At 59.7% G+C, this 21,780-nt stretch carries 18 protein-coding genes and 1 pseudogene; 11 read left to right on the forward strand and 8 right to left on the reverse strand.

The features are described 5' to 3' along the window. Nucleotides 1-76 precede the first annotated feature (76 nt). Nucleotides 77-1,276, forward strand: a complete 1,200-nt coding sequence (locus tag AX768_RS14390) for a 50S ribosomal protein L11 methyltransferase (RefSeq protein ID WP_062001001.1) — start codon at nt 77-79, stop codon at nt 1,274-1,276. Here the strand turns inward: AX768_RS14390 and AX768_RS14395 are convergent, their stop codons facing one another. Continuing rightward, entirely contained in the window at nt 1,277-2,542 is a 1,266-nt protein-coding gene (locus tag AX768_RS14395) for a TIGR03862 family flavoprotein (RefSeq protein ID WP_062000502.1), read from the reverse strand. Nucleotides 2,543-2,693: 151 nt separating this feature from the next. On the opposite strand from AX768_RS14395, the gene paaA reads away from it, so the two are divergent. From paaA to AX768_RS14435, 8 genes are all read left to right on the forward strand, one after another. After that, a complete protein-coding gene (gene paaA / locus AX768_RS14400) occupies nt 2,694-3,692 on the forward strand; it encodes a 1,2-phenylacetyl-CoA epoxidase subunit PaaA (RefSeq protein ID WP_062000503.1) in 999 nt (332 codons plus the stop codon). Between the two features lie 10 nt (nt 3,693-3,702). Then, complete coding sequence (paaB, locus tag AX768_RS14405; RefSeq protein ID WP_062000504.1) at nt 3,703-3,987, forward strand: 1,2-phenylacetyl-CoA epoxidase subunit PaaB; 285 nt, start codon at nt 3,703-3,705, stop codon at nt 3,985-3,987. 13 nt (nt 3,988-4,000) lie between these two features. Next, nucleotides 4,001-4,801, forward strand: a complete 801-nt coding sequence (paaC, locus tag AX768_RS14410; protein WP_062000505.1) for a 1,2-phenylacetyl-CoA epoxidase subunit PaaC — start codon at nt 4,001-4,003, stop codon at nt 4,799-4,801. 5 nt (nt 4,802-4,806) lie between these two features. After that, nucleotides 4,807-5,337: a 1,2-phenylacetyl-CoA epoxidase subunit PaaD gene (gene paaD, locus AX768_RS14415; protein WP_062001002.1), complete on the forward strand. Its 531-nt coding sequence runs from the start codon at nt 4,807-4,809 to the stop codon at nt 5,335-5,337. 8 nt (nt 5,338-5,345) lie between these two features. Further along, nucleotides 5,346-6,434: a 1,2-phenylacetyl-CoA epoxidase subunit PaaE gene (paaE, locus tag AX768_RS14420; RefSeq protein WP_062000506.1), complete on the forward strand. Its 1,089-nt coding sequence runs from the start codon at nt 5,346-5,348 to the stop codon at nt 6,432-6,434. A gap of 139 nt (nt 6,435-6,573) precedes the next feature. Further along, a complete protein-coding gene (locus AX768_RS14425; protein ID WP_062001003.1) occupies nt 6,574-7,389 on the forward strand; it encodes a DUF1835 domain-containing protein in 816 nt (271 codons plus the stop codon). Nucleotides 7,390-7,458: 69 nt separating this feature from the next. Further along, the gene (locus AX768_RS14430) at nt 7,459-8,064 is read left to right on the forward strand and encodes a TetR/AcrR family transcriptional regulator (RefSeq protein ID WP_062000507.1); all 606 of its coding nucleotides are present in this window, start codon (nt 7,459-7,461) and stop codon (nt 8,062-8,064) included. Nucleotides 8,065-8,282: 218 nt separating this feature from the next. Then, nucleotides 8,283-8,954: a GNAT family N-acetyltransferase gene (locus AX768_RS14435; protein ID WP_439823445.1), complete on the forward strand. Its 672-nt coding sequence runs from the start codon at nt 8,283-8,285 to the stop codon at nt 8,952-8,954. Between the two features lie 82 nt (nt 8,955-9,036). On the opposite strand, the gene AX768_RS14440 is transcribed toward AX768_RS14435, so the two are convergent. Further along, nucleotides 9,037-9,540, reverse strand: coding sequence for an Lrp/AsnC family transcriptional regulator (locus AX768_RS14440; RefSeq protein ID WP_062000508.1), 504 nt, complete (start codon nt 9,538-9,540; stop codon nt 9,037-9,039). Nucleotides 9,541-9,673: 133 nt separating this feature from the next. Between AX768_RS14440 and hppD the strand changes: the two genes are divergently transcribed. After that, nucleotides 9,674-10,777 (forward strand): 4-hydroxyphenylpyruvate dioxygenase, encoded by a 1,104-nt coding sequence (gene hppD, locus AX768_RS14445; RefSeq protein WP_062000509.1) that lies wholly within the window; start codon nt 9,674-9,676, stop codon nt 10,775-10,777. 73 nt (nt 10,778-10,850) lie between these two features. On the opposite strand, the gene AX768_RS14450 is transcribed toward hppD, so the two are convergent. Further along, complete coding sequence (locus AX768_RS14450) at nt 10,851-11,033, reverse strand: hypothetical protein (RefSeq protein ID WP_062168169.1); 183 nt, start codon at nt 11,031-11,033, stop codon at nt 10,851-10,853. 296 nt (nt 11,034-11,329) lie between these two features. Between AX768_RS14450 and AX768_RS14455 the strand changes: the two are divergent. Next, nucleotides 11,330-14,925: pseudogene (locus AX768_RS14455) on the forward strand (indolepyruvate ferredoxin oxidoreductase family protein). 80 nt (nt 14,926-15,005) lie between these two features. On the opposite strand, the gene AX768_RS33255 reads toward AX768_RS14455, so the two are convergent. From AX768_RS33255 to AX768_RS32800, 5 genes are all read right to left on the reverse strand, one after another. Continuing rightward, nucleotides 15,006-15,500, reverse strand: a complete 495-nt coding sequence (locus tag AX768_RS33255; protein ID WP_172811955.1) for a C40 family peptidase — start codon at nt 15,498-15,500, stop codon at nt 15,006-15,008. Nucleotides 15,501-16,456: 956 nt separating this feature from the next. Beyond that, nucleotides 16,457-18,439 carry a YadA family autotransporter adhesin gene (locus AX768_RS14465; protein WP_062000512.1) on the reverse strand — a complete coding sequence of 661 codons (1,983 nt, stop codon included), beginning with the start codon at nt 18,437-18,439 and terminating at the stop codon, nt 16,457-16,459. Nucleotides 18,440-18,450: 11 nt separating this feature from the next. Further along, entirely contained in the window at nt 18,451-18,849 is a 399-nt protein-coding gene (locus tag AX768_RS14470; protein ID WP_062000513.1) for an ESPR-type extended signal peptide-containing protein, read from the reverse strand. A gap of 332 nt (nt 18,850-19,181) precedes the next feature. Further along, nucleotides 19,182-21,470: an NADP-dependent malic enzyme gene (locus tag AX768_RS14475; protein ID WP_062000514.1), complete on the reverse strand. Its 2,289-nt coding sequence runs from the start codon at nt 21,468-21,470 to the stop codon at nt 19,182-19,184. Further along, nucleotides 21,455-21,751, reverse strand: coding sequence for a hypothetical protein (locus tag AX768_RS32800; protein WP_144022120.1), 297 nt, complete (start codon nt 21,749-21,751; stop codon nt 21,455-21,457). The genes AX768_RS14475 and AX768_RS32800 overlap by 16 nt, the downstream gene beginning before the upstream one ends. Between the last annotated feature and the right edge of the window lie 29 nt (nt 21,752-21,780).

The raw sequence follows: 21,780 nt of genomic DNA on the forward strand, positions 1-21,780 counted from the left end.
GGACCGTTTTGTGAAAAGCCCTCAGAATGTCGGCATTCCGCCTCGCGGTTCTTACTTTGTCCGGTACTTATTCAGCATGCATTCCAAGACCTCTTCCAGCACCAGCGCCGCACCAGCCCTAATTGAATGGGAGGAAAAAGGCGAAAGCCATTCGGCGCTCTGGCGCTCGGAAAGCGGGATCGCGCCGCCGAAACGCGTCGTCATTGGCGATGACCAGATGACCGCGGACTCGGCGTATCGGCTGGCTTGCGAAGGGACCGCGATCTTGTGGCGCGGCGATTTTCAAAACGCGCGGCAGTTGTTGCAGGCTGTGGCGCGACGTATCGAAACACGGCCCAAGAAGTCGGCGAAGGCGAAAGCCAAGCAACGCAGCGCCACGCCTGATGCGCCGGCTGAAGCGCCCGCGCCCGGTGAAGCGTTCAATCTGCATCGGCTTGCTCAGTCGCAGCGGGCCCGCACGCTCGGCATGTTCTTGCTGCCGCTCGACGCCGAGTACGCCATTACGTTGCGGCGTGCTCCGGTTGTGAAAGAGGCGTGCGAAGAGGCATACGGTCCGGCGGCGGGTGAGTCGGTCGTGTCGCTGCGGGAGGTGCTCGGGCTGGTCGGCGCGCACGAGTGGCGCAAGAAGGGCGTGGACGTCGAGGCACTGGGCGCGCGGATTCACCCGTATTACGGCGTGTTTTCGCCTGTGCGCGGCGAGTATGTGAAGCTGGTGGCGGATCAGCCGTTGCCATCGAAGGAACTGGCATTCGATATTGGCACGGGCACCGGCGTGCTGGCCGCGTTACTGGCCCAGCGGGGCGTGAAGCGTGTGATCGCGACGGAAATCGACCCGCGCGCCCTCGCCTGCGCGCATGAGAACATCGATTTGCTCGGGTTTTCGCCGCAAGTCAAAGTGATCGAAGCTGATTTGTTTCCGGAAGGCCGCGCGCCGTTGATCGTCTGTAATCCGCCGTGGTTGCCGGCGCGGCCGAGCTCGGCTATCGAACATGCGATCTATGACCCTGAAAGCCGGATGTTGCGCGGTTTCCTCGATGGCCTCGCCGCGCATTTGACGCCTGGCGGCGAAGGCTGGCTGATCCTGTCGGATCTGGCCGAGCATCTGGGCCTGCGTACGCGCGCCCAATTCCAGGAGTGGGTCGATCAAGCCGGGCTCAAGACCGATGGCCGGATGGACGTGCGACCGAACCACCCCCGCGCCGCCGATAAAACCGATCCGCTATACCAGGCGAGGTCGGCAGAAGTTACTTCGTTGTGGCGGCTCGTGCCAGCCTGATCAAAGCGCCGGGGCGCGGTTCCGGTTCAGATAAGCCAGCGCCCCTTCTCCGGCGACCACTCCGCTCGCGAAACAGCACGTCAGCAGATAACCACCGGTCGGCGCTTCCCAGTCCAGCATTTCGCCCGCGCAGAAAACGCCGGACAAGGCTGCGAGCATCAATTGCGAATCCAGCGATTCGAACCTCACCCCGCCGGCGCTGCTGATCGCTTCCGCTATGGGCCGCGGCCGCGTCACTGTCAACGGCAATGCCTTGATGCGTTGCGCAAGACGGGTGGCATCGGCGAAATCTTCGCGGGTCAGGCATTCGCGCAGCAATCCGGCCTTCGCGCCCGTCAGCTTCAGGCGGCTCTGCAAATGGCTCGACATGGAACGTGCGCCGCGCGGGTGCGTGACTTCGTCGTGGACGCGTTCATGGGTCAGCGCCGGAATGAGGTCGAGCAGGAACGTGGCATGGCCCTCGGCCAGACGGTCGCGGATGCGCGCGGACAATGCGTAGATCAGACTGCCTTCAATGCCCGTCGATGTCAGCAAACATTCCCCCGCCCGCCAGTCCGCGCCACCGTCTTCACGCGGCAAACCAATGGCGACCGACTTCAGCGGCTCGCCGGCAAAGCGGCTGCTGAAGTGCTCGCTCCAGTCGATATCGAATCCGCAATTCGATGGTTTGAACGGCGCAACCGATACACCGCGCGCCTCGAAATGCCCGATCCACGCGGCGTCCGATCCAAGCCGCGGCCAACTCGCACCACCCAGCGCGAGCACGACGGCATCGGCGTGAACGTCGCGATCGCCTTCCGGCGTTGCGAACCGGAGAGCGCATGGCGTGGCGTCGTCCCAGCCGATCCACTTGTGCCGCATATGGAAACGCACACCCGATCCACGTAGCCGATGCAACCACGCGCGCAGCATTGGCGCCGCTTTCATGTCGGTGGGAAAGACGCGTCCCGAGCTGCCGATAAACGTTTCCACTCCCAGATCGTGGACCCACGCGCGCAAGGCGGTGGCACCGAAACGGCGCAGCAGCGGTTCGATAAACGCCCGGCGCTCGCCGTACCTCGACAGGAAAGCTTGGGCAGGCTCGGAATGCGTGAGATTCATGCCGCCCTTTCCTGCCATGAGGAACTTGCGGCCGACCGATGGCATGGCGTCGTAGAGATCCACTTCGACACCGCCCGCCGCCAACGCTTCAGCCGCCATCAAGCCGGCAGGGCCGCCGCCGATAACGGCCACACGCGGGACAGGAGATTCGATCGATGACGGCATGCACGGAAAAGTTGGTGGAGATCAGCCCGTATTGTCGCATTTGCCGCGAACGCGACCGGTCCAGGCCAGCCATCTCAAAAAATATCTATTAGCCGACCGTCCGGTCGGTTTATAATTGCTCCACAACGACTTCCTACAGCGAGCGATCGTCATGTACACGCAATCCCTCGATATTCCCGGCAACGTCCAGTCCATCGACCCGGCGTCCACGTCTTCGGAACTTAGCCGTTTCGACGCCGTGATGGCGGCCGACGGCAAAATCGAACCGCAGGACTGGATGCCTGACGCGTACCGAAAGACGCTGGTTCGCCAGATTTCGCAGCACGCGCATTCGGAAATTGTCGGAATGCTGCCGGAAGGCAACTGGATTTCGCGGGCGCCGAGTCTGAAGCGCAAGGCCATCCTGCTCGCAAAAGTGCAGGACGAGGGTGGCCACGGCCTCTATTTATATAGTGCGGCGGAAACCATGGGGGTATCGCGCGATCAGCTCGTCGATGCCCTGCACGCCGGCAAGGCCAAGTATTCGAGCATCTTCAACTACCCCACGCCGACCTGGGCGGACGTCGGTGTAATCGGCTGGCTGGTCGACGGCGCCGCGATCATGAATCAGATTCCGCTGTGCCGCTGTACGTACGGGCCGTATGCGCGCGCCATGATCCGCATCTGCAAGGAAGAGTCGTTCCACCAGCGGCAGGGTTTCGACGCGCTGCTCGCCATGATGAAAGGCACGCAGGCGCAAAAGGACATGGTCCAGCAGGCGGTGGATCGCTGGTGGTGGCCCGTGCTGATGATGTTCGGCCCGAGCGACAAGGATTCCATTCATAGCGGCCAGTCGTTCAAGTGGGGCATCAAGCGGATATCGAACGATGATTTGCGGCAGAAATTCGTCGATGCAACCGTCGAGCAAGCCCGGATTCTCGGCGTCACGCTGCCCGATCCCGATCTGAAATGGAACGAAGAACGGCAAGCGCATGACTACGGCGTCATCGACTGGGACGAATTTTGGCGCGTCGTGAATGGCGACGGTCCGTGCAACAAGGAACGCCTCGCGACACGCGTAAAGGCGCATGACGACGGCGAGTGGGTTCGTGAAGCGGCCCTCGCCTATTCCGCCAAACAAGCCGCGCGTGCTCAAAAGCAAGCTGCATAGGGAGCGACAAATGAACAACGAATGGCCGATCTGGGAAGTGTTCGTGCGCAGCAAGCAGGGACTCGATCACAAGCATTGCGGCAGTTTGCACGCGCCCGACGCGCCGGCTGCGCTGCGCATGGCGCGCGATGTCTACACGCGTCGCCAGGAAGGCGTGAGCATCTGGGTGGTGCCATCGGCGGCGATCACGGCGTCCGATCCCGCCGATAAAGCCGAGTTCTTCGAACCTGCCGGCGACAAGATTTATCGTCACCCGACGTTCTTCGTGCTCCCCGACGAAATCAGCCACATGTGATCGAAGGCTAGACATGACGACGCCCCAACATCTGTCCTACGTTCTGCGCCTCGCCGACAATGCGCTGATCCTCGGGCAACGCAATGGCGAATGGTGCGGACACGGCCCGGTGCTCGAGGAAGATATCGCGCTCGCCAACATCAGTCTCGATCTGATCGGCCAGGCGCGCCTGCTTTACTCGCATGCGGCCGCGCTCGAGACCGAGTTGCACGGCACGCAGAAAACGGAAGACGACTACGCATATTTCCGCAATGAGCGAGATTTCCGCAACTTCACGTTGAGCGAATTGCCGCACGCCGGACCGTTGTCGGGAACGACGCGCGCAGACCGTGATTACGCGGTGACGGTCGTGCGCAATTTCCTGTATTCCACGCTGATGTCGCATCTCTGGACGGCGCTGACCCGATCGAGCGACGCACAGCTTGCCGCAATCGCGTCCAAGTCGATCAAGGAAACGCGATATCACCTGAATCACGCGAGCGACTGGCTGCTGCGTTTCGGCGATGGCACCGAGGAATCGCATCGCCGGGCTCAGGCGGCGGTGGATTACCTGATGCCCTACACACGCGAATTCTTCAGCGTGGATGAGGTGGAAACGCGCATCGCCGATGCCGGTATCGGTCCGCTGACAGCCGATCTGGAAACCGCGTGGCGCGAAGATGTGGACGCAACGTTGGCCGAAGCCACGCTGCAAAAACCCGCCGACGTGCAGCACGTGACCACGGGCAAACTCGGCGAGCATTCCGAGCACATGGGTTATCTGCTGGCGGAATTGCAAAGCATCGCGCGCCAGCACCCGGGCGCGACGTGGTGAACGCCATGACAACCGCGGAAGACGTTGCGCTCGAACACGTATGGAACGTGCTCGAAGCCGTGCCCGATCCGGAAATTCCGGTGGTGTCCATACGCGAACTGGGTATCCTCCGCGACGTCCGCCGCGCCGCCGACGACACGCTGGAAATTGTCATCACGCCAACGTATTCCGGCTGCCCGGCGATGTACCAGATTGCGGAAGACATCGGCGCGGCGCTGAACGCGGCGGGTTTCGCCAAGCATCGGATAGAGACGGTTCTGGCGCCCGCATGGACCACCGACTGGATGACCGACGCTGCCCGCGAAAAGCTCAAGCAATACGGCATCGCCCCGCCCATGGGCAACTGCGGCTCGAACGAACATGCGCCGCAAGAACGGCCTCTGCGTTTCGTGCCGCGCATCGTCGATAAACCCGCCTGCCCGCGCTGCGGTTCAGTGCATACAGAACGCCTTGCCCAATTCGGCTCGACGGCGTGCAAGGCGCTGTATCGTTGCGTGGATTGCCGCGAACCGTTCGACTACTTCAAACCGTACTGAAACCGACCATGGCGACTCCGCAATTCCATTCGCTTCGCATCCGCGACGTTCGTCCCGAAACCGCGGACGCCGTCACCGTTTCCTTCGATGTCCCCGACACCCTGCGTGATGCGTTCCGCTTTACGCAAGGCCAGTTCGTCACGTTGAAAACGCATATCGACGGCGAGGAAACGCGGCGTTCGTATTCCATTTGCGTCGGCGTGACGGATTACGATCGCGATGGCGAATTGCGTATCGGTATCAAGCGCGTGCGCGGCGGCCGCTTCTCGAACTTCGCTTTCGACATGCTCAAGCCCGGTCACGCAATCGAAGTCATGACGCCCGATGGCCGCTTCTTCACCCATCTGAACGCGGATCACGTCAAACATTACGTTGCGTTTTCGGGCGGTTCCGGCATCACGCCGGTGCTCGCGATCATCAAGACGACGCTGGAGACAGAGCCCACCAGCCGCTTCACGCTGATCTACGGCAATCGCAGCGTCGACGCCATCATGTTCGCCGAGGAACTCGAAGACCTGAAGAACCGCTTCATGAGCCGGTTTTCGCTGTACCACGTTTTATCGGACGATTTGCAGGACGTCGAACTGTTCAACGGCGTGCTGAACCAGGAAAAATGCGCGGCGTTCCTCGAGACGCTCGTTCCCGCCAGTGAAATCGATGAAGCGTTCATCTGCGGTCCCGGCCCGATGATGGACGCCGCCGAAGCCGCCCTGAAAGGCGCGGGCGTGCCGCCGAAGCAGGTTCACGTCGAGCGCTTCGGAACGCCTTTGCCGCAAGCCGGTGTTCCGCAAATCGAGATCACGGACAACACGCCGACGGCGGATCTGGAATTGGTCATCGATGGAAAAAGGCGCAAGTTGCGTCTGCCGTACCAAGGCGTGAGCGTACTGGATGTCGGGCTGAAGGCCGGCCTCGCGCTGCCTTACGCGTGCAAGGGTGGTGTCTGCTGTACGTGCCGCGCGAAAGTGCTGGAAGGCGAAGTGCGCATGGAGAAAAACTTCACACTGGAACAACATGAAATCGATGCCGGTTTCGTGCTGACGTGCCAGTGTCATCCGGTTTCGGATCGGGTAGTTGTGAGCTATGACGAACGTTGAGCGACCAGTTGGCGGATCGCACTGATTCAATTCGCTTACACTAGGGGCCGTCTGTTGTTAAGTTGCCGTCATGTCGATCATGTCGATCGAGCCGGCTACGCAGCAGCCGGCCTTCTTACGTTTGCGGTCACCGTTACTGATGAGCACCATTCACGTTACCAACGGCGACTACGCCGCCGAGATACTTCGCGAAGCGCTGAATGCAGTTTCACGCGATGAGCGCGTCATCCCCCTGAAGGACGATCTTGCGGTCGGCCATCTGAGGGGTATCGATGACAACCCGGAAACGCGTGCCCTCTTCTGGCAACAAGTGCTCGACGAGCACAAAGTCGATTTCATTTCGAAGCTGAAGGAACAAGACGCGCTGTTGCGCGAACTGGCCCAGGGCACGGGTCAAGTCGTGGTCTGGCACGGCCAGAGCGCGGGCGATCAGTTGATGCTGCGGCGCGTCGCCTATTTCCTGCGCAACGTGCCGCAACGCCTGAACGAAGCCAAACTGACCGCCGACGATCTACCCCTCATCACCGCCGACGACGGCACGCAGCGCCGTCGTGGCCGCGGCGACGGCATTACAGCGGTTGGCATGTTCACGGCAGCCGAACTCGGCGTCAAGCTGCCGACGGCCGCGCCCATCTCGGTATTGCGCATCAGCCGGCTCGCGCTCGAATGGCAGGAAGTGAAGCAGATCAACAGCGAAACGCGGCGCTGGCGCGACAACACGTTTATCTCGGGCACGTATTCCGATATCGATGAAACCATCCTCCAGATCGCAAGCGCCGGCTGGATCGAGTCGCGCCGGCTCGCGGGCGAGGTGATGGGCGGAAGTTTCGGCTTCCTGGTCAGCGACTCGATCGCCCTTTGGCGATGCCGCGAACTCGTGGCTGCAGGCAAGCTGGAAATCCGCGGCGATCCCTCAAAAATTGCCGACGCAAGACTGCGCCGCGCCTCGCATTAGCCGCCGGACGGAGCCAAGTCGCGCTCAAGCATTAGAATTCCGTTCGACCCAGCACTTCTCCGAGACTCAATGGCACGTACCAGAGCGCCCGACCACGACACACAACGCGAGCAGATTCTCGAACTCGCCGCCGCGAAATTCGCGCAGACGAGCTACCCGAGCACATCGATGGCCGATCTCGCCGCCGCCAGCGGCACGTCCAAGGCGCGGCTTTACCACTACTACGCGAGCAAGGAAGCCATCCTGTTCGACCTGCTCGACCGCTATACGAAGCGGCTGATGCTGATCATCGCGGAGGTGGAAGGCGCGAGCCAGCGGCGCGGCCTCACCGAGCGCGAGGCGTTTGCCGAGCTCATTCGCGCGTTTCTCGCGGAATACGAAACGTCGCATAGCCGGCACGTCGCGCTGCTCAACGACGTGAAGTACCTCGAAGATACGCAGCGTGAAATCGTGCTCGAACGCCAGCGCGGTATCGTCGCTGCGTTTGCGCGGCAACTGGCGCGTGCTTATCCGAAGCGGGCGACCAAGGAAAACCAGACGGCCTTGACCATGATGGTTTTCGGCATGATCAACTGGACATTCACGTGGCTCAAACCTGACGGCAAGCTGGGTTACGGGGAGTTTGCGGAACAGGTTGTCGATGTGATCGAACGGGGAATGAATGGCGATTCGTGAAATGCTGCACCGCAATATACGATTTGGGCGCACGCACGTCCGTTTTCCGCAACAGCGTGTAAACAATTGATTTTAAAAGATTTGCATTCGTAATACTTGAAAGTTAGACATAATCCTCCACACCGTATTACGGGTTTTCCCTAGTACTAAAACGATGTTTCGGCTAAAATTCGTTTTGCGACGCACCATGTCGCTCGACGATTCAAGGAGCCACCATCGTGAACCTATCTTTCAACCGCCCCGCCGCATCGATCTTCGCATCTGCCGATCGCTCGCCGAGCGCCGCCGGTCGATCGCCCGTTCTCGTTCGTGAGCTGTCCTCCGCGGATCGCGAGCGCCTGATGACCCACTTTCTCGCCCTCGACGAAGACGACCGCCTTTTGCGCTTCGGCCAGATCGTGCCGGATCGTGTGATCGAGAACTATGTGACGAACATCGACTTTTCGCGCGATACGGTTTTTGGCGTATTCGATGAAGCGCTGAACGTGGTCGGCGTCGGGCATCTTGCCTATTTGCCGGCGGAAGGCAACAAGCGCACGGCTGAGTTCGGTGTATCGGTGCTGGAAAGCGCGCGGGGCCGTGGTGTCGGCAGCCGCTTGTTCGAGCGCGCCGCGATTCGCAGCCGCAACACACACGTTTCAATGCTCTACATGCATTGTTTGTCGCGCAACTCGACCATGATGCACATTGCGAAGAAGTCGGGCATGAAGATCGAGTACGCATACGGCGAAGCCGATGCTTATCTGTCGCTCACGCCTGCTGACCAGAGCAGCATCCTGACGGAGATGTTGCAGGAGCAGGCAGCGGTCTTCGATTACGCGATCAAGCGCCAGGCGCGCCGGGCATCGCAAATGTTTCAGGCGTTCATGCCTACTGCCGACGCGGCCTGAGTTTCGGCCATATCAGCAAGCATGCGCAAAAGCACGAAAGGCGGCGAAAGCCGCCTTTTTTGCGTCTGGAGCATCCGCGCAATCAACGGATAGGCAACGCCGTCGTTTCCTTGATGCGCTCGAGCGAGAAGCTGCTTTTCACATCGATCACCGATGGGTGGTGCAGCAACTGGTCCTGCACAAAACGCGAGAAGTGCTCCATGTCTTCCACCTGGACGCGCAGCAGGTAGTCGGTGTCGCCGGTCATTGCATCGCAGGCCACGACCTCCGGCCAGGTGAGCAAGGCGTCGCGGAATCGATCCGCATGCGTCGGCGGATTTTTCATTCCCGCCGAAGCGACCGATCCGCCACGCTTTTCCAGCCTCACGTTGACGTACGCAAGCAGCCCGAGTCCAAGCAGACGGGGCTCCAGTAGCGCGACATAACCCCTTATCACGCCCGCCTCTTCCAGCCGCCGGATACGGCGCAGGCAGGGACTCGGCGACAAGCTCACCTGATCGGCGATGTCCTGATTCGACAAGCGGCCGTTGACCTGCAGGATTGCGAGGATTTTGCGGTCGATTGCGTCGAGTTCGATTCGCGCCATAGTCTGCCCCTTTTGCGCCAGTGGACGCTATAAACGTGCGTCATCGTAATGATGCGCGATTTGATTCGCAAGTATCCGCCACACGCATCTCGATAGACTTTGTCCTGTTAATCGCGATTTACGGAGACAAGGTATGCAACCAACGACCTGGGACAATCCCGTCGGCACGGATGGTTTCGAATTCATCGAATACACGGCGCCGGATCCGGTCGCGCTTGGGCGATTGTTCGAGCAAATGGGATTTACCGCGATCGCGCGGCATCGGCATAAGGACGTGACCTTGTACCGGCAAGGCGACATCAATTTCCTGATCAACGCCGAGCCCGATTCCTTCGCGCAACGCTTTACGCGTTTGCATGGACCGTCGATTTGCGCGATCGCGTTTCGCGTCGCCGATGCAGGCAAGGCTTACAAGCGCGCGCTCGATCTCGGCGCGTGGGGCTTCGACAATAAAACGGGCCCTATGGAGCTCAACATTCCCGCGATCAAGGGCGTCGGCGATTCGCTGATCTATTTTGTCGACCGGTGGCGTGGCAAGAACGGCGCGCGGGCGGGCAGCATCGGCGATATCAGCATCTATGACGTCGACTTCGAACCGATTCCCGGCGCCGATCAAAATCCCGTTGGCCACGGTTTGACGTACATCGACCATTTGACGCACAACGTGCATCGCGGACGCATGATCGAGTGGGCCGAATTCTACGAACGCCTGTTCAACTTCCGCGAGGCGCGGTACTTCGACATAGAAGGCAAGGTCACGGCCGTGAAGTCGAAAGCGATGAGCTCGCCGTGCGGCAAGATCCGCATCCCGATCAACGAGGAAGGATCGGACACGTCGGGACAGATCCAGGAATATCTCGATGCGTATCGTGGCGAGGGGATTCAGCACATCGCGCTCGGGACGGACAACATCTACGACACTGTCGACGCCCTGCGCAGCGCGGATATCGCGTTGCTGGACACCATTGATACGTATTACGAGCTTGTCGACCGGCGCGTGCCAAATCACGGCGAATCGGTGGGGGAGCTGAAAAAACGCAAGATCCTGATCGATGGCGTCAGCGACGAAATCCTGCTACAGATTTTCACGGAAAACCAGATTGGCCCGATCTTCTTCGAGATCATCCAGCGCAAGGGCAATCAGGGCTTCGGCGAAGGCAACTTCAAGGCGCTGTTCGAATCCATCGAACTCGATCAGATTCGACGCGGCGTGGTGAAGGACACAACAGCGAGCTGATGTGCGCGACTGAATAAAAATGCCGGCGATCCTCACAGATCGCCGGCATTTTTTGTTTGTTCGTTCGGGAAATTCAGGCTTCGTCTTTCTTTTTCGCAGCCGGGTTGTTCGAGACCTGCTCCACCCGAGCCGGCGCCATGCGCAGCGTGCCGGTCATCAAGGTTTCGGAACCGGCCGCAACGCCGACGCGGGGCACGTTTATCGCCAGGAATGCGGCGGAGACCATCAGGAAATTCTGGATATATCGTTGTTTCACTTCTTGCTCCTTCAACTGCGTGCATCGGTGTGTCCAATGACCGGGCACGTTTCACCTTGCGCATCGGTCACGGTATTTGAATACCGCCGCCACCAGCGGTTCCCGCGCATGATGAAAATCGGGCGTTTTTACACCTCGTAACACGCGAACGATCGTGTAATTTGTTTTCAGCGGGTTTTTACCAGTGCTGTCAGAAATGCAAAACAGGCACACTCAAAATCCCGGCTGCCGCGTCCACAAGACGCTAAAGCCACATGAGTTTTGGCGATCCCAAACGTTGGCGGAGAGAACCTACAATGAATGCCCCACTAGACGCGGAACAACAAGCGAAGCTTGAAGCCGCGCTCACCACCGTCACACTCGACGACAAATACACCCTCGAACGCGGCCGCGCTTACATGAGCGGGATTCAGGCGCTCGTCCGGTTGCCCATGCTGCAACAACAACGCGATCACGCCGCCGGCTTGAACACCGCCGGGTTTATTTCGGGGTATCGCGGTTCCCCGCTCGGCGCGCTCGATCAACATCTGTGGAAAGCGAAGCAACATCTCGCGTCGCATGAGATCGTGTTCCAGCCCGGCGTGAACGAAGACCTCGCGGCGACCGCCGTCTGGGGCTCGCAGCAGGTCAACCTGTATCCCAGCGCCAAGTACGACGGCGTGTTCTCCATGTGGTACGGCAAGGGACCGGGCGTCGACAGAACCGGCGACGTGTTCAAGCATGGCAACTCGGCGGGTTCATCGGCGAAGGGTGGCGTGCTCGTGCTCGCCGGCGACGATCACGCCGCCAAATCCTCCACGCTCGCACATCAGTCCGAACACATTTTCAAGGCGTGCGGATTGCCGGTGCTGTTTCCATCGAACGTGCAGGAATACCTGGACTTCGGCCTGCACGGCTGGGCAATGAGCCGGTACTCCGGCCTCTGGGTCGCGATGAAGTGCGTGACCGACGTGGTGGAATCGTCTGCTTCGGTGGATATCGATCCGAATCGCGTCGAGATCGTGTTGCCGACCGATTTCGCGATGCCCGACGGCGGACTCAACATCCGCTGGCCCGATCCGCCGCTCGTGCAGGAAGCGCGGCTGCTCGACTACAAATGGTATGCGGCGCTCGCCTACGTGCGCGCAAACAAGCTGGACCGGATCGAGATCGAATCGCCGAACGCGCGTTTCGGGATCATGACGGCGGGCAAGGCCTATTTGGATGTGCGCCAGGCGTTATCGGACCTCGGTCTCGACGATGAAACCTGCGCCCGCATCGGCGTGCGCTTGTACAAGGTCGGCTGCGTCTGGCCGCTCGAAGCGCAAGGCGCGCATGCCTTCGCTCACGGTCTGGAAGAGATCCTGGTCGTCGAAGAAAAGCGCCAGATCCTGGAATACGCGATCAAGGAAGAACTCTATAACTGGCCCGATGCGCAACGTCCGCGCGTCTTCGGCAAGTTCGACGAGAAAGACGGCGCCGGCGGCGAATGGTCCGTGCCGATGGGCAACTGGCTTCTGCCGGCGCATTACGAGCTGTCGCCGGCGATCATCGCAAAGGCGATTGCCACGCGGCTCGACAAGTTCGATCTGCCTGCCGAAGTGCGCGCGCGCATCGCGACGCGGATTGCGGTGATCGAAGCGAAGGAACGCGCCCTGGCCCGGCCGCGTGTAGAAGCGGAGCGCAAGCCGTGGTTCTGCTCGGGCTGTCCGCACAACACATCCACGAACGTGCCGGAAGGGTCCCGCGCGTTGGCGGGTATCGGCTGCCATTACATGACCGTCTGGATGGACCGCAGCACGAGCACGTTCAGCCAGATGGGCGGCGAAGGCGTGGCGTGGATCGGCCAAGCGCCCTTCACCAACGACAAACACGTGTTCGCCAATCTCGGCGACGGCACGTACTTCCACTCCGGCCTGCTGGCAATCCGCGCGGCGATCGCGTCGAAGACCAACATCACGTACAAGATCCTCTACAACGATGCCGTGGCGATGACCGGCGGCCAGCCGGTCGACGGCGTGCTTACCGTGCCGCAGATCACGCATCAACTCGCGGCCGAAGGCGCCAAGAAAATCGTGATCGTCACCGATGAACCCGAAAAGTACGATGCGAACGTCGGCCTCGCGCCCGGCATCCAGATTTATCATCGCGAGAAACTGGATGAAGTCCAGCGCGAGCTGAGGGAAATCGGCGGCACGACAATTCTCATCTACGACCAGACGTGCGCCACGGAAAAACGCCGGCGCAGGAAACGCGGCGCTTATCCCGATCCGGCAAAGCGTGTCGTGATCAACGAAGCCGTCTGCGAAGGCTGCGGCGATTGCTCGGTCAAGTCGAATTGTTTATCGGTTGAACCGCTCGACACCGAATACGGCACGAAGCGCCAGATCAACCAGTCCACATGCAACAAGGATTACTCGTGCGTGAACGGATTTTGCCCGAGCTTCGTCACGGTGGAAGGCGGCCAGTTGAAGAAGCCGAAGGTATCGAGCATTTCTGGCGATGGCATGCCGCCCGTGCCCATGCCAACGCTTCCTGATATCGACCGTCCTTATGGCGTGCTGGTCACGGGAGTGGGCGGGACGGGCGTCGTGACCATTGGCGCATTGCTTGGCATGGCGTCGCATCTCGAGCAAAAAGGCGTGACCGTGCTCGATGTCACCGGCCTCGCGCAAAAAGGCGGCGCGGTGATGAGCCATGTGCAGATCGCGAACCAGCCTGGCGATATTCACGCCACGCGCATCGCGATGGGCGAAGCGGATCTGGTGATCGGTTGCGATCCGATCGTCACCGCCAGCGACGAATGCGGCTCGCGCATGCAGCCCGGCCACACGCGGGTCGTCGTGAACAGCGCCGAAACGCCGACTGCCGAGTTCATCAAGAACCCGAACTGGCGTTTCCCGGGCGCGAGCGCAGAAGCCGACATCCGCACGGCCGCGGGTGAGCACGTATCTCTCGTCGATGCAAACCGTTTTGCCGTAGCACTGCTCGGCGACGCCATCTACACGAACCCGTTCGTACTGGGTTTTGCATGGCAGCGCGGCTGGGTGCCGTTGCGGCACGAGTCGCTGGTTCGCGCGATCGAACTCAACGCTGTGCAGGTCGAGAAGAATCTCGCGGCGTTCGAATGGGGCCGTCACGCGGCGCACGATCTCGATGGTCTGCAACGACTGGTGAAAGGACAGAATCGGGGGGGGCATCGGATGTACAAGGCAGCAGCAAGATCATCGCGCTGCATACGCCGAAGGCATTGGACGCATTGATCGAAAAGCGCATCGGCTATCTTGCCGACTATCAAAACGAGGCGTACGCCGCGCGTTACGGCCGGCTTGTCGCGGAAGTCCGTGTTGCGGAAGCATCGCTTGGCGTACCCGACGGTCAATACGCACTGACCGAAGCTGTCGCCAGGAACCTGCACAAGCTGATGGCGTACAAGGATGAGTACGAAGTCGCGCGTCTTTATGCCGATCCGGCGTTCGTGGAGCGGTTGAAGGGGAGTTTCGAAGGCGACTGGAAGATCAATTTCCATCTCGCGCCGCCGATGTTTTCGAAGAAGGACGCGCATGGCCATCTCATCAAGAAGCAATACGGCCCATGGGTTCTATCCGCGATGAAAGTCCTGGCGAAGATGAAGTTCTTGCGGGGCACATCGATGGATGTTTTCGGCAAGACCGAAGAACGGAAGATGGAGCGAGCGTTGATTTCGGAATATGAGGCGCTGATAAAGGAATTGCTCAGCGGCTTGACGCTCGATAAATTGCCGTTGGCGATAGAACTCGCAAGTCTGCCCGACTCCATGCGCGGTTACGGTCACGTGAAGGACAACAATGTGAACGCGGCGCGTCTGAAATGGAATGCCTTGCTGGCGCGGTGGCGTGCACCGGTCGGCAGTGATACGCGGCAAGTGGCTTGAGCTTTTGCTTTAATGCATGGCAAAACGCCCGATGAATTTTCATCGGGCGTTTTGTCGTTAAGGGTTTATCCATCGAGCTCTTACGCGACTCGTCGCGCGCCGTAATATCGTCGGGTCCAGTAGGCGCTTTTCATTGATTCAATGCGAATAAAAGCACCTTTTTTCGGCGCGTGAATGAACTGATCCTCGCCGACATAGATTCCAACGTGCGTTGCGGTACCGCGTGTTGTATTGAAGAACACGAGATCGCCGGGATGCAAATCCGTTTGCGCGATCGCCACGCCTTGACGACTGATCTGCGATGAAACTCGTGGCAATACAATCCCCGCCGCCTTCGCATAGACATAACGCACGAAACCGCTGCAATCGAGTCCCTGTGCCGGCGTATTGCCGCCCCACGAATAGGGGACGCCGATCATCGTCTCGGCCTTTTCGAGAACTACCGATAGCTTCGTGCTGGGCGCGGTTTCGGCAATATCCCGTGCCTGCGCGGGATATTCCTGACTGCGTGCCGGATCATAAAGCAACGCGTCGCCATCGAGAGAACCGGGTTTGGTGACTTTGACAACTCCCATCGCTACATGACTTGTGCTCGCGAACCGCTGCGCTGGCGCCTGAGCCAGCGACTTTGCCGACGCATAGGCCGACTCTTGCGCGAATACGCTTGCCAATCCGGACGTCGACGCGGATACCGTGCCCGACGTCGCGGCAACTATCAGTCCACTTACCGCTGTCGCCACCAATCTGGCAGACCGTGTTTTCCGCTTTCCAGTGCTGATGCACGCGCCCGCGACGGGCCGATGTGCACCGTGAGACAGTGTGCCAATCATTTCAATTTCCCTCATCTCAACGACCACAATTGCAAGTCTGTTGCTTGCTTGGACTTGGTCGGAGGCGCCAGATGAATGCTGCGTTTCCGTTCGAACAGCTTGTAACCGGCGCTCGTCTTTTCGCCCTTCACGTCACGATTGACGAAGACTTCGTTTAAAACCGTTTTATATTTCCTTTTCATTATTGATACGCATTCCTAATATATTGATTATTCAGATTACGGCGGATTCAACATATTTCGGAAACCGCACCGCTTACACCTATGACCGACAACCGACCCGCGCTTGATAACCCAAGCACCGTTGTCTCATTGTCTTAAGCGCCCTACTTTCCGTAGTTTATTGGGAGCTTATAAGAATAGTCATAGGCGCTATCCGAAAGAAACTATACGAGGATGAAAACAATCGATCGAACATATGCAACGCCGCGGCGTGGAAAGGGATGATCCAGGTTTCGAACTGCCCATGCGTGTTGTTGTCTTTTTAATTAGCCACGCTGGTGCTGACTACCGTCTTGCCCGCAGCACTGAGCATCAGGTTCGAGTGGCATGGCTGCAGCAACCGCCCGGCGCTTGTGCTTCCTTCGTCGCCCGCAGCTGTCGGCGTGCTGCTTGGCTATCGATGGTGACGCCACGGTTCGGAAAATAAAAAAAGGCGATCCGAACATCTGGATCGCCTTTCAGTGTTGCGTTACAACCTGCTCAGACTGAGAACTCGTAGCCCACCTGCGCACGCGCACCTGTATCACCGTGCGGTGTCACCGACAACGCGCCGTTGATCAACCAAGCACCGTCGCGTGACCGATACGTTGCGCCTGCTCCGACCGCGCCGTAACCCTTGTAGTTTGCCACGCCCACCGCAACCACAGTCTTGCCCGGCTCACGCGGTGTCAGGTTTGGCATGGCCATGGCCGAAGCCACGCCGCCGAACGCGCTACGTTGCAATGCCGTCATGTTCTGGCCGACTTCATTTCGCAAGTCGTTCACCTGATTCATGTTGGCTGCGTCAGTTCCGTTCGTACCCGGCGCCACGTTGGTGATACGGCGTTCGTTCCCGGCAGATCCCACTGACGCCGTGTTGTCTTCATCGGCAATCGAGTTAGCACCCAGCGCGACCGAGTTGTTACCCGAGGCGTGGGAATTCGCGCCGATCGCGACAGCGTCGGTGCCTGTTGCGGTAGGGGCCTGGGACGTCGTAACCGACGAATTGATCGCGATAAACGGACTGCCCGTGCCGGAAAGGTTGTTGACGACGTTTTCGAACGTATCGACGCGTGCATTCGTCGCATTCAATTGCGCTCCGTTCACAGCGTCGGTACTGGTCGCCGAAAGTTCGCCCGCCGCAACATTCGACAATTGGACAGCATTTCCAGCGGCCGCAGCGTCTGTACCTCCAAGCGTGACCTTGTTATGCGCATCTGAATCGTACGTGACCGCATTTTTGGTTGCGTTCGCAATGTTCGTGATGTCGGTCGTGTTCTGAGTCGTACGACCATCGAGGTTGGCGATAGCTGTTCCAACGTCATGCACGTCCGTTCCGCCTACGGTGTAGGTGGGTGCCGTCACGCCGCCGTTTGCGTCTACGCTTGCTCCTCCGCCCAACGCTGCTGCCGTGGACGCGGCAATGTTATAGGCTTGAGCGCCATTGATGGCGTCCGTACTCGCCGGTGCAATGCTGCCGGCTGCCACGCCCGAAATCTTCCGCGCGCCGGTGGTTCCCGCAACATTGATCTCGTTGCCATTCGTGTTCCCGCCGATGGAGATCACGCCGCTCGAAGGATCCTGGCTCACGTAAGCATCGCCGGTGATCGACAGGTTCTTGATCGTGTTGTTGATGTTCGTGATATCCGCAGCGTTTTGGTTCGTCTTTGCATCGACGGCAAACAACTGCGCGCCATTAACGGCTTCCGTGCTGGTGGCCGTCATGGCGCCCGGCGCTACGCCGGAAATAACCACAGGCGCACCCGACGTGCTGGTGAGCGTGATACGGTCGTGCGCCGGGCTGTCGTACTTCACCGCATCGGCCATTGCCGGGATGTTTTGCGTCGCCTGGAAGAGCTGCGAACCGTTGATCGCGTCCTTGCTGTCGGCGCTCACTTCGCCATTCGCGACGTTATGGATCTGCGTGCCGTTCGAGCCCTTCAGCGTGACGGAATCCTTCGCGCTGCCGTCGTAGGCCACGAATGCGTTTGTTACCGTACCTGTGGAATCGACAATCGCACCTGCATCCGTCAATTGCTTTACGTTCACGGCATCCATATCGACAGTACCCGCCGCCACGTTATGGATCTGCGTGCCGTTCGAGCCCTTCAGGGTGACGGAATCCTTCGCGCTGCTGTCGTAGGCCACGAATGCGTTTGTTACCGTACCTGTGGAATCGACAATCGCACCTGCATCCGTCAATTGCTTCACGTTCACGGCATCCATATCGACAGTACCCGCCGCCACGTTGTGGATCTGCGTGCCGTTCGAGCCCTTCAGGGTGACGGAATCCTTCGCGCTGCTGTCGTAGGCCACGAATGCGTTTGTTACCGTACCCGTCGAATCGACAACCGCGCCCGCATCCGTCAACTGCTTCACGTTCACCGCGTCTTGATCGGCTGTACCCGCCGCCACCTTGTGGATCTGCGTGCCGTTTGTGCCCTTCAGCGTAACGGAGTCTTTTGCGCTGCTGTCGTAGGCCACGAATGCGTTTGTTACCGTACCTGCCCGGTCGTTCCGGCCGGAACTCCTGCGTTCCCCATCAAAATTGAGTTAGTCGCCGCGTTTGAAACACTGCCGCCGATGCTGATTGCGCCATCCGCCGAGCTCGCTGCAGTGTCGCCGATAGCAATCGCATCCTTGGTCTTGCTCGCTGCGGTTGCGCCTGAACCAATCGCAATGTCGGTCAAGTTCGTTGCAGTGGCCGGACTTGCATTGGACACCGATGTCCCCGCTCCAGCAGCAAACGCCCCACCCGCCATTCCCAACGCCACGGCCAACGCCACCGCCCGCGCCACCTTCCCGCCGCCCTTCCCGCGTCCGCGACACAATTCCGATGCTGCGACCCAAGCACCCAGAGCTTCGCTCCAAACCGATTTAAAGACCTTGTTCATGCTGAATACCTGCAAAGAGTTATGCGGAATGTGTCTGACGCGAAACGAACTCAAGAAATAATTCGCCGCAACAAACAGGTAAGTGAAACGATCCGCGACTCTACTCAGCACTCCTTGCCAACCAAATCAGATTTGTCCGAATAAGAAAGACGCCGTTGTATGTGCGACAACTTTCTTATCTCTTTAAAAAAATCCCTAAGCGTCCATGTCACGTTTGAGTTAGATATTTCTGGCGCGTGAAAAAAAAGCGGTGACCGATCTATTCGGTCACCGCCTGTCCCCACCTGATCAAATCTCGTCACATAGTAATGGTGACGATCAAATCCACTTCATCACACCGCGTTGCCAGCCGCCTTCACCCGCGCATTCGCCGATGCCACCGCTGTCATGTTGATGATCCGCCGCACGGTCGCGGCAGGCGTGAGAATGTGCACTGGCTTGTCAGCGCCAAGCAGGAACGGACCGACTGTCACGCCTTCCCCGCTCACCATCTTGAGCAGGTTATAGGTGATGTTCGCGGCTTCCACGTTCGGCATGATCAACAGGTTCGCCTCGCCGGTCAGTGTCGAGGCCGGCATCGCGGCCTTGCGCACTACTTCCGACAACGCTGCATCGCCGTGCATTTCGCCATCGACTTCCAGATCCGGCGCACGTTCGGCGATCAGCTTGCGAGCCTCGGCCATGCGCTTCGATGAAGCCGTCGGCACGCTGCCGAAGTTCGAGTTCGACAACAACGCCACCTTCGGCGCGATCCCGAATTTCTCGATTTCACGCGCCGCCAGAATGGTCATATCGGCGAGTTGCTCGGGCGTCGGGACCTCGTTGACATACGTATCGCTGATAAAGAGATTGCGTCCCTGCAGCATCAGCAGGTTCATGGCGGCGAAGTTTTGTACGCCGTCAGCCTTGCCCAACACTTGCTCGATGAATTTGAGATGGTCGTGATACGTGTCGATCATGCCGCAGATCATGCCGTCGGCATCGCCGAGACGAACCAGGATGGCGCCAATCAACGTGTTGAACTTGCGCAGCGCGGCCTTTGCGTTGTCCGGCGTCACGCCTTCGCGTGCAGCAATGTTGTGATACTCCTGCCAGCATTTCTGGTAACGCGGGTCGTCTTCCGGATTCACGATCTCGAAATCCGTGCCGGGCTTGAGCTTCGAGCCCATCTTCTGCAGCCGCATCTCGACCACCACCGGGCGCCCGATGATGATCGGCTTCGCAATCTTCTCCAGCAGCACGAATTGTGCGGCGCGCAGCACACGCTCGTCTTCACCTTCGGCAAACACGATGCGCGCGGGCGCCGACTTGGCTGCGGCGAACACCGGCCGCATCACCATGCCCGTACGATAAACCGTCGTGCCCAGCTCTTCCCGATACGCTTCCATATCGTGAATGGGACGCGTCGCCACGCCCGAGTCCATCGCGGCTTGCGCCACAGCCGGCGCGATCTTGATGATCAGGCGCGGATCGAACGGCTTCGGAATCAGGTAATCGGGCCCAAACTCGAGCGAATGGCCTTCGTACGCTTTGGCGACTTCATCGCCCTGATCGGTCTCTTGGGCGAGTTCCGCGATCGCGCGCACGCACGCGAGTTTCATCTCTTCAGTGATGGTGGTCGCGCCCACGTCCAGCGCACCGCGAAAGATGAACGGAAAGCACAACACGTTGTTCACCTGGTTCGGATAGTCCGAACGGCCCGTTGCGATGATCGCGTCCGGACGCACCTTCTTCGCTTCTTCCGGGCGGATCTCCGGCTCCGGATTGGCGAGCGCGAGGATCAACGGCTGCGTGCCCATGACCTTGACCATTTCCGGCTTGAGCACGCCGGCGCTCGAGCAGCCGAGGAAAACGTCGGCTTGATCGATGGCGTCCGCGAGCGTGCGGTCTGTCGTGTTCGCGGCGTAGCGTTCCTTCGATGGATCCAGGTTGCCGCGTCCCTCGTAGATCACGCCCTTCGAGTCGCAGACGAGGATGTTCGACTTCTTGAGCCCGAGGTCGACGAGCAAATCGAGACACGCGATCGCGGCGGCGCCCGCGCCCGAACACACGAGCTTCACTTCGTCGAGCTTCTTGCCGACGACTTTCAGCCCGTTGAGAATCGCCGCCGATGCAATGATCGCCGTGCCGTGCTGGTCGTCGTGGAAAACGGGAATCTTCATGCGCTCGCGCAGCTTCTTCTCGATGTAGAAGCACTCCGGTGCCTTGATGTCTTCCAGGTTGATGCCGCCGAGCGTGGGCTCGAGCATGGCGATGGCATCGACGAGTTTGTCCGGATCGGTTTCGGCGAGCTCGATATCGAACACGTCGATGCCCGCAAACTTCTTGAAGAGGCAGCCCTTGCCTTCCATCACCGGCTTGGCGGCAAGCGGTCCGATGTTGCCGAGCCCCAGCACCGCCGTGCCATTGGTCACGACTCCGACCAGGTTGCCGCGTGAGGTGTACTTCTGGGCGTCGAGCGGTTCGTCGAAGATGGCCATGCAGGCAGCGGCCACGCCTGGCGAATACGCCAGCGACAGGTCGAGCTGGTTCGACAGGGGTTTGGTCGGCGTGACCGAGATCTTGCCGGGCTTCGGATACTGGTGATATGCGAGGGCGCTGAGCTTCAGTTGTTCGTCCATGATTGGCCTGAGACGTTTAGGAAAAGAGTTGGGGAAAGTAAATTTGTTTGTGAAGCGGCGCTGGCGCCGGCTTCGGGCTGCGCGAAGAATTCGTCGGGATTCGCGCGGCGAGCAACGCAGGGATAAGCACTGCGCGCCCGGACTGCGCTTAGCATTTTTCGGGGATAAATAGTGTACACCGCACGATAATTTTGACGCAGAGCACCATTTTCGACATAAAGGCGCGCGTAACCGACTAAACGCATTGCATCGATTGCACGGCGACCGGGTTGCATCGTCATGATCTGCAACTTATCGGCCGGGTAGTATC

The organism is Burkholderia sp. PAMC 28687 (assembly GCF_001577465.1).
Taxonomy (GTDB): Bacteria; Pseudomonadota; Gammaproteobacteria; order Burkholderiales; family Burkholderiaceae; genus Caballeronia.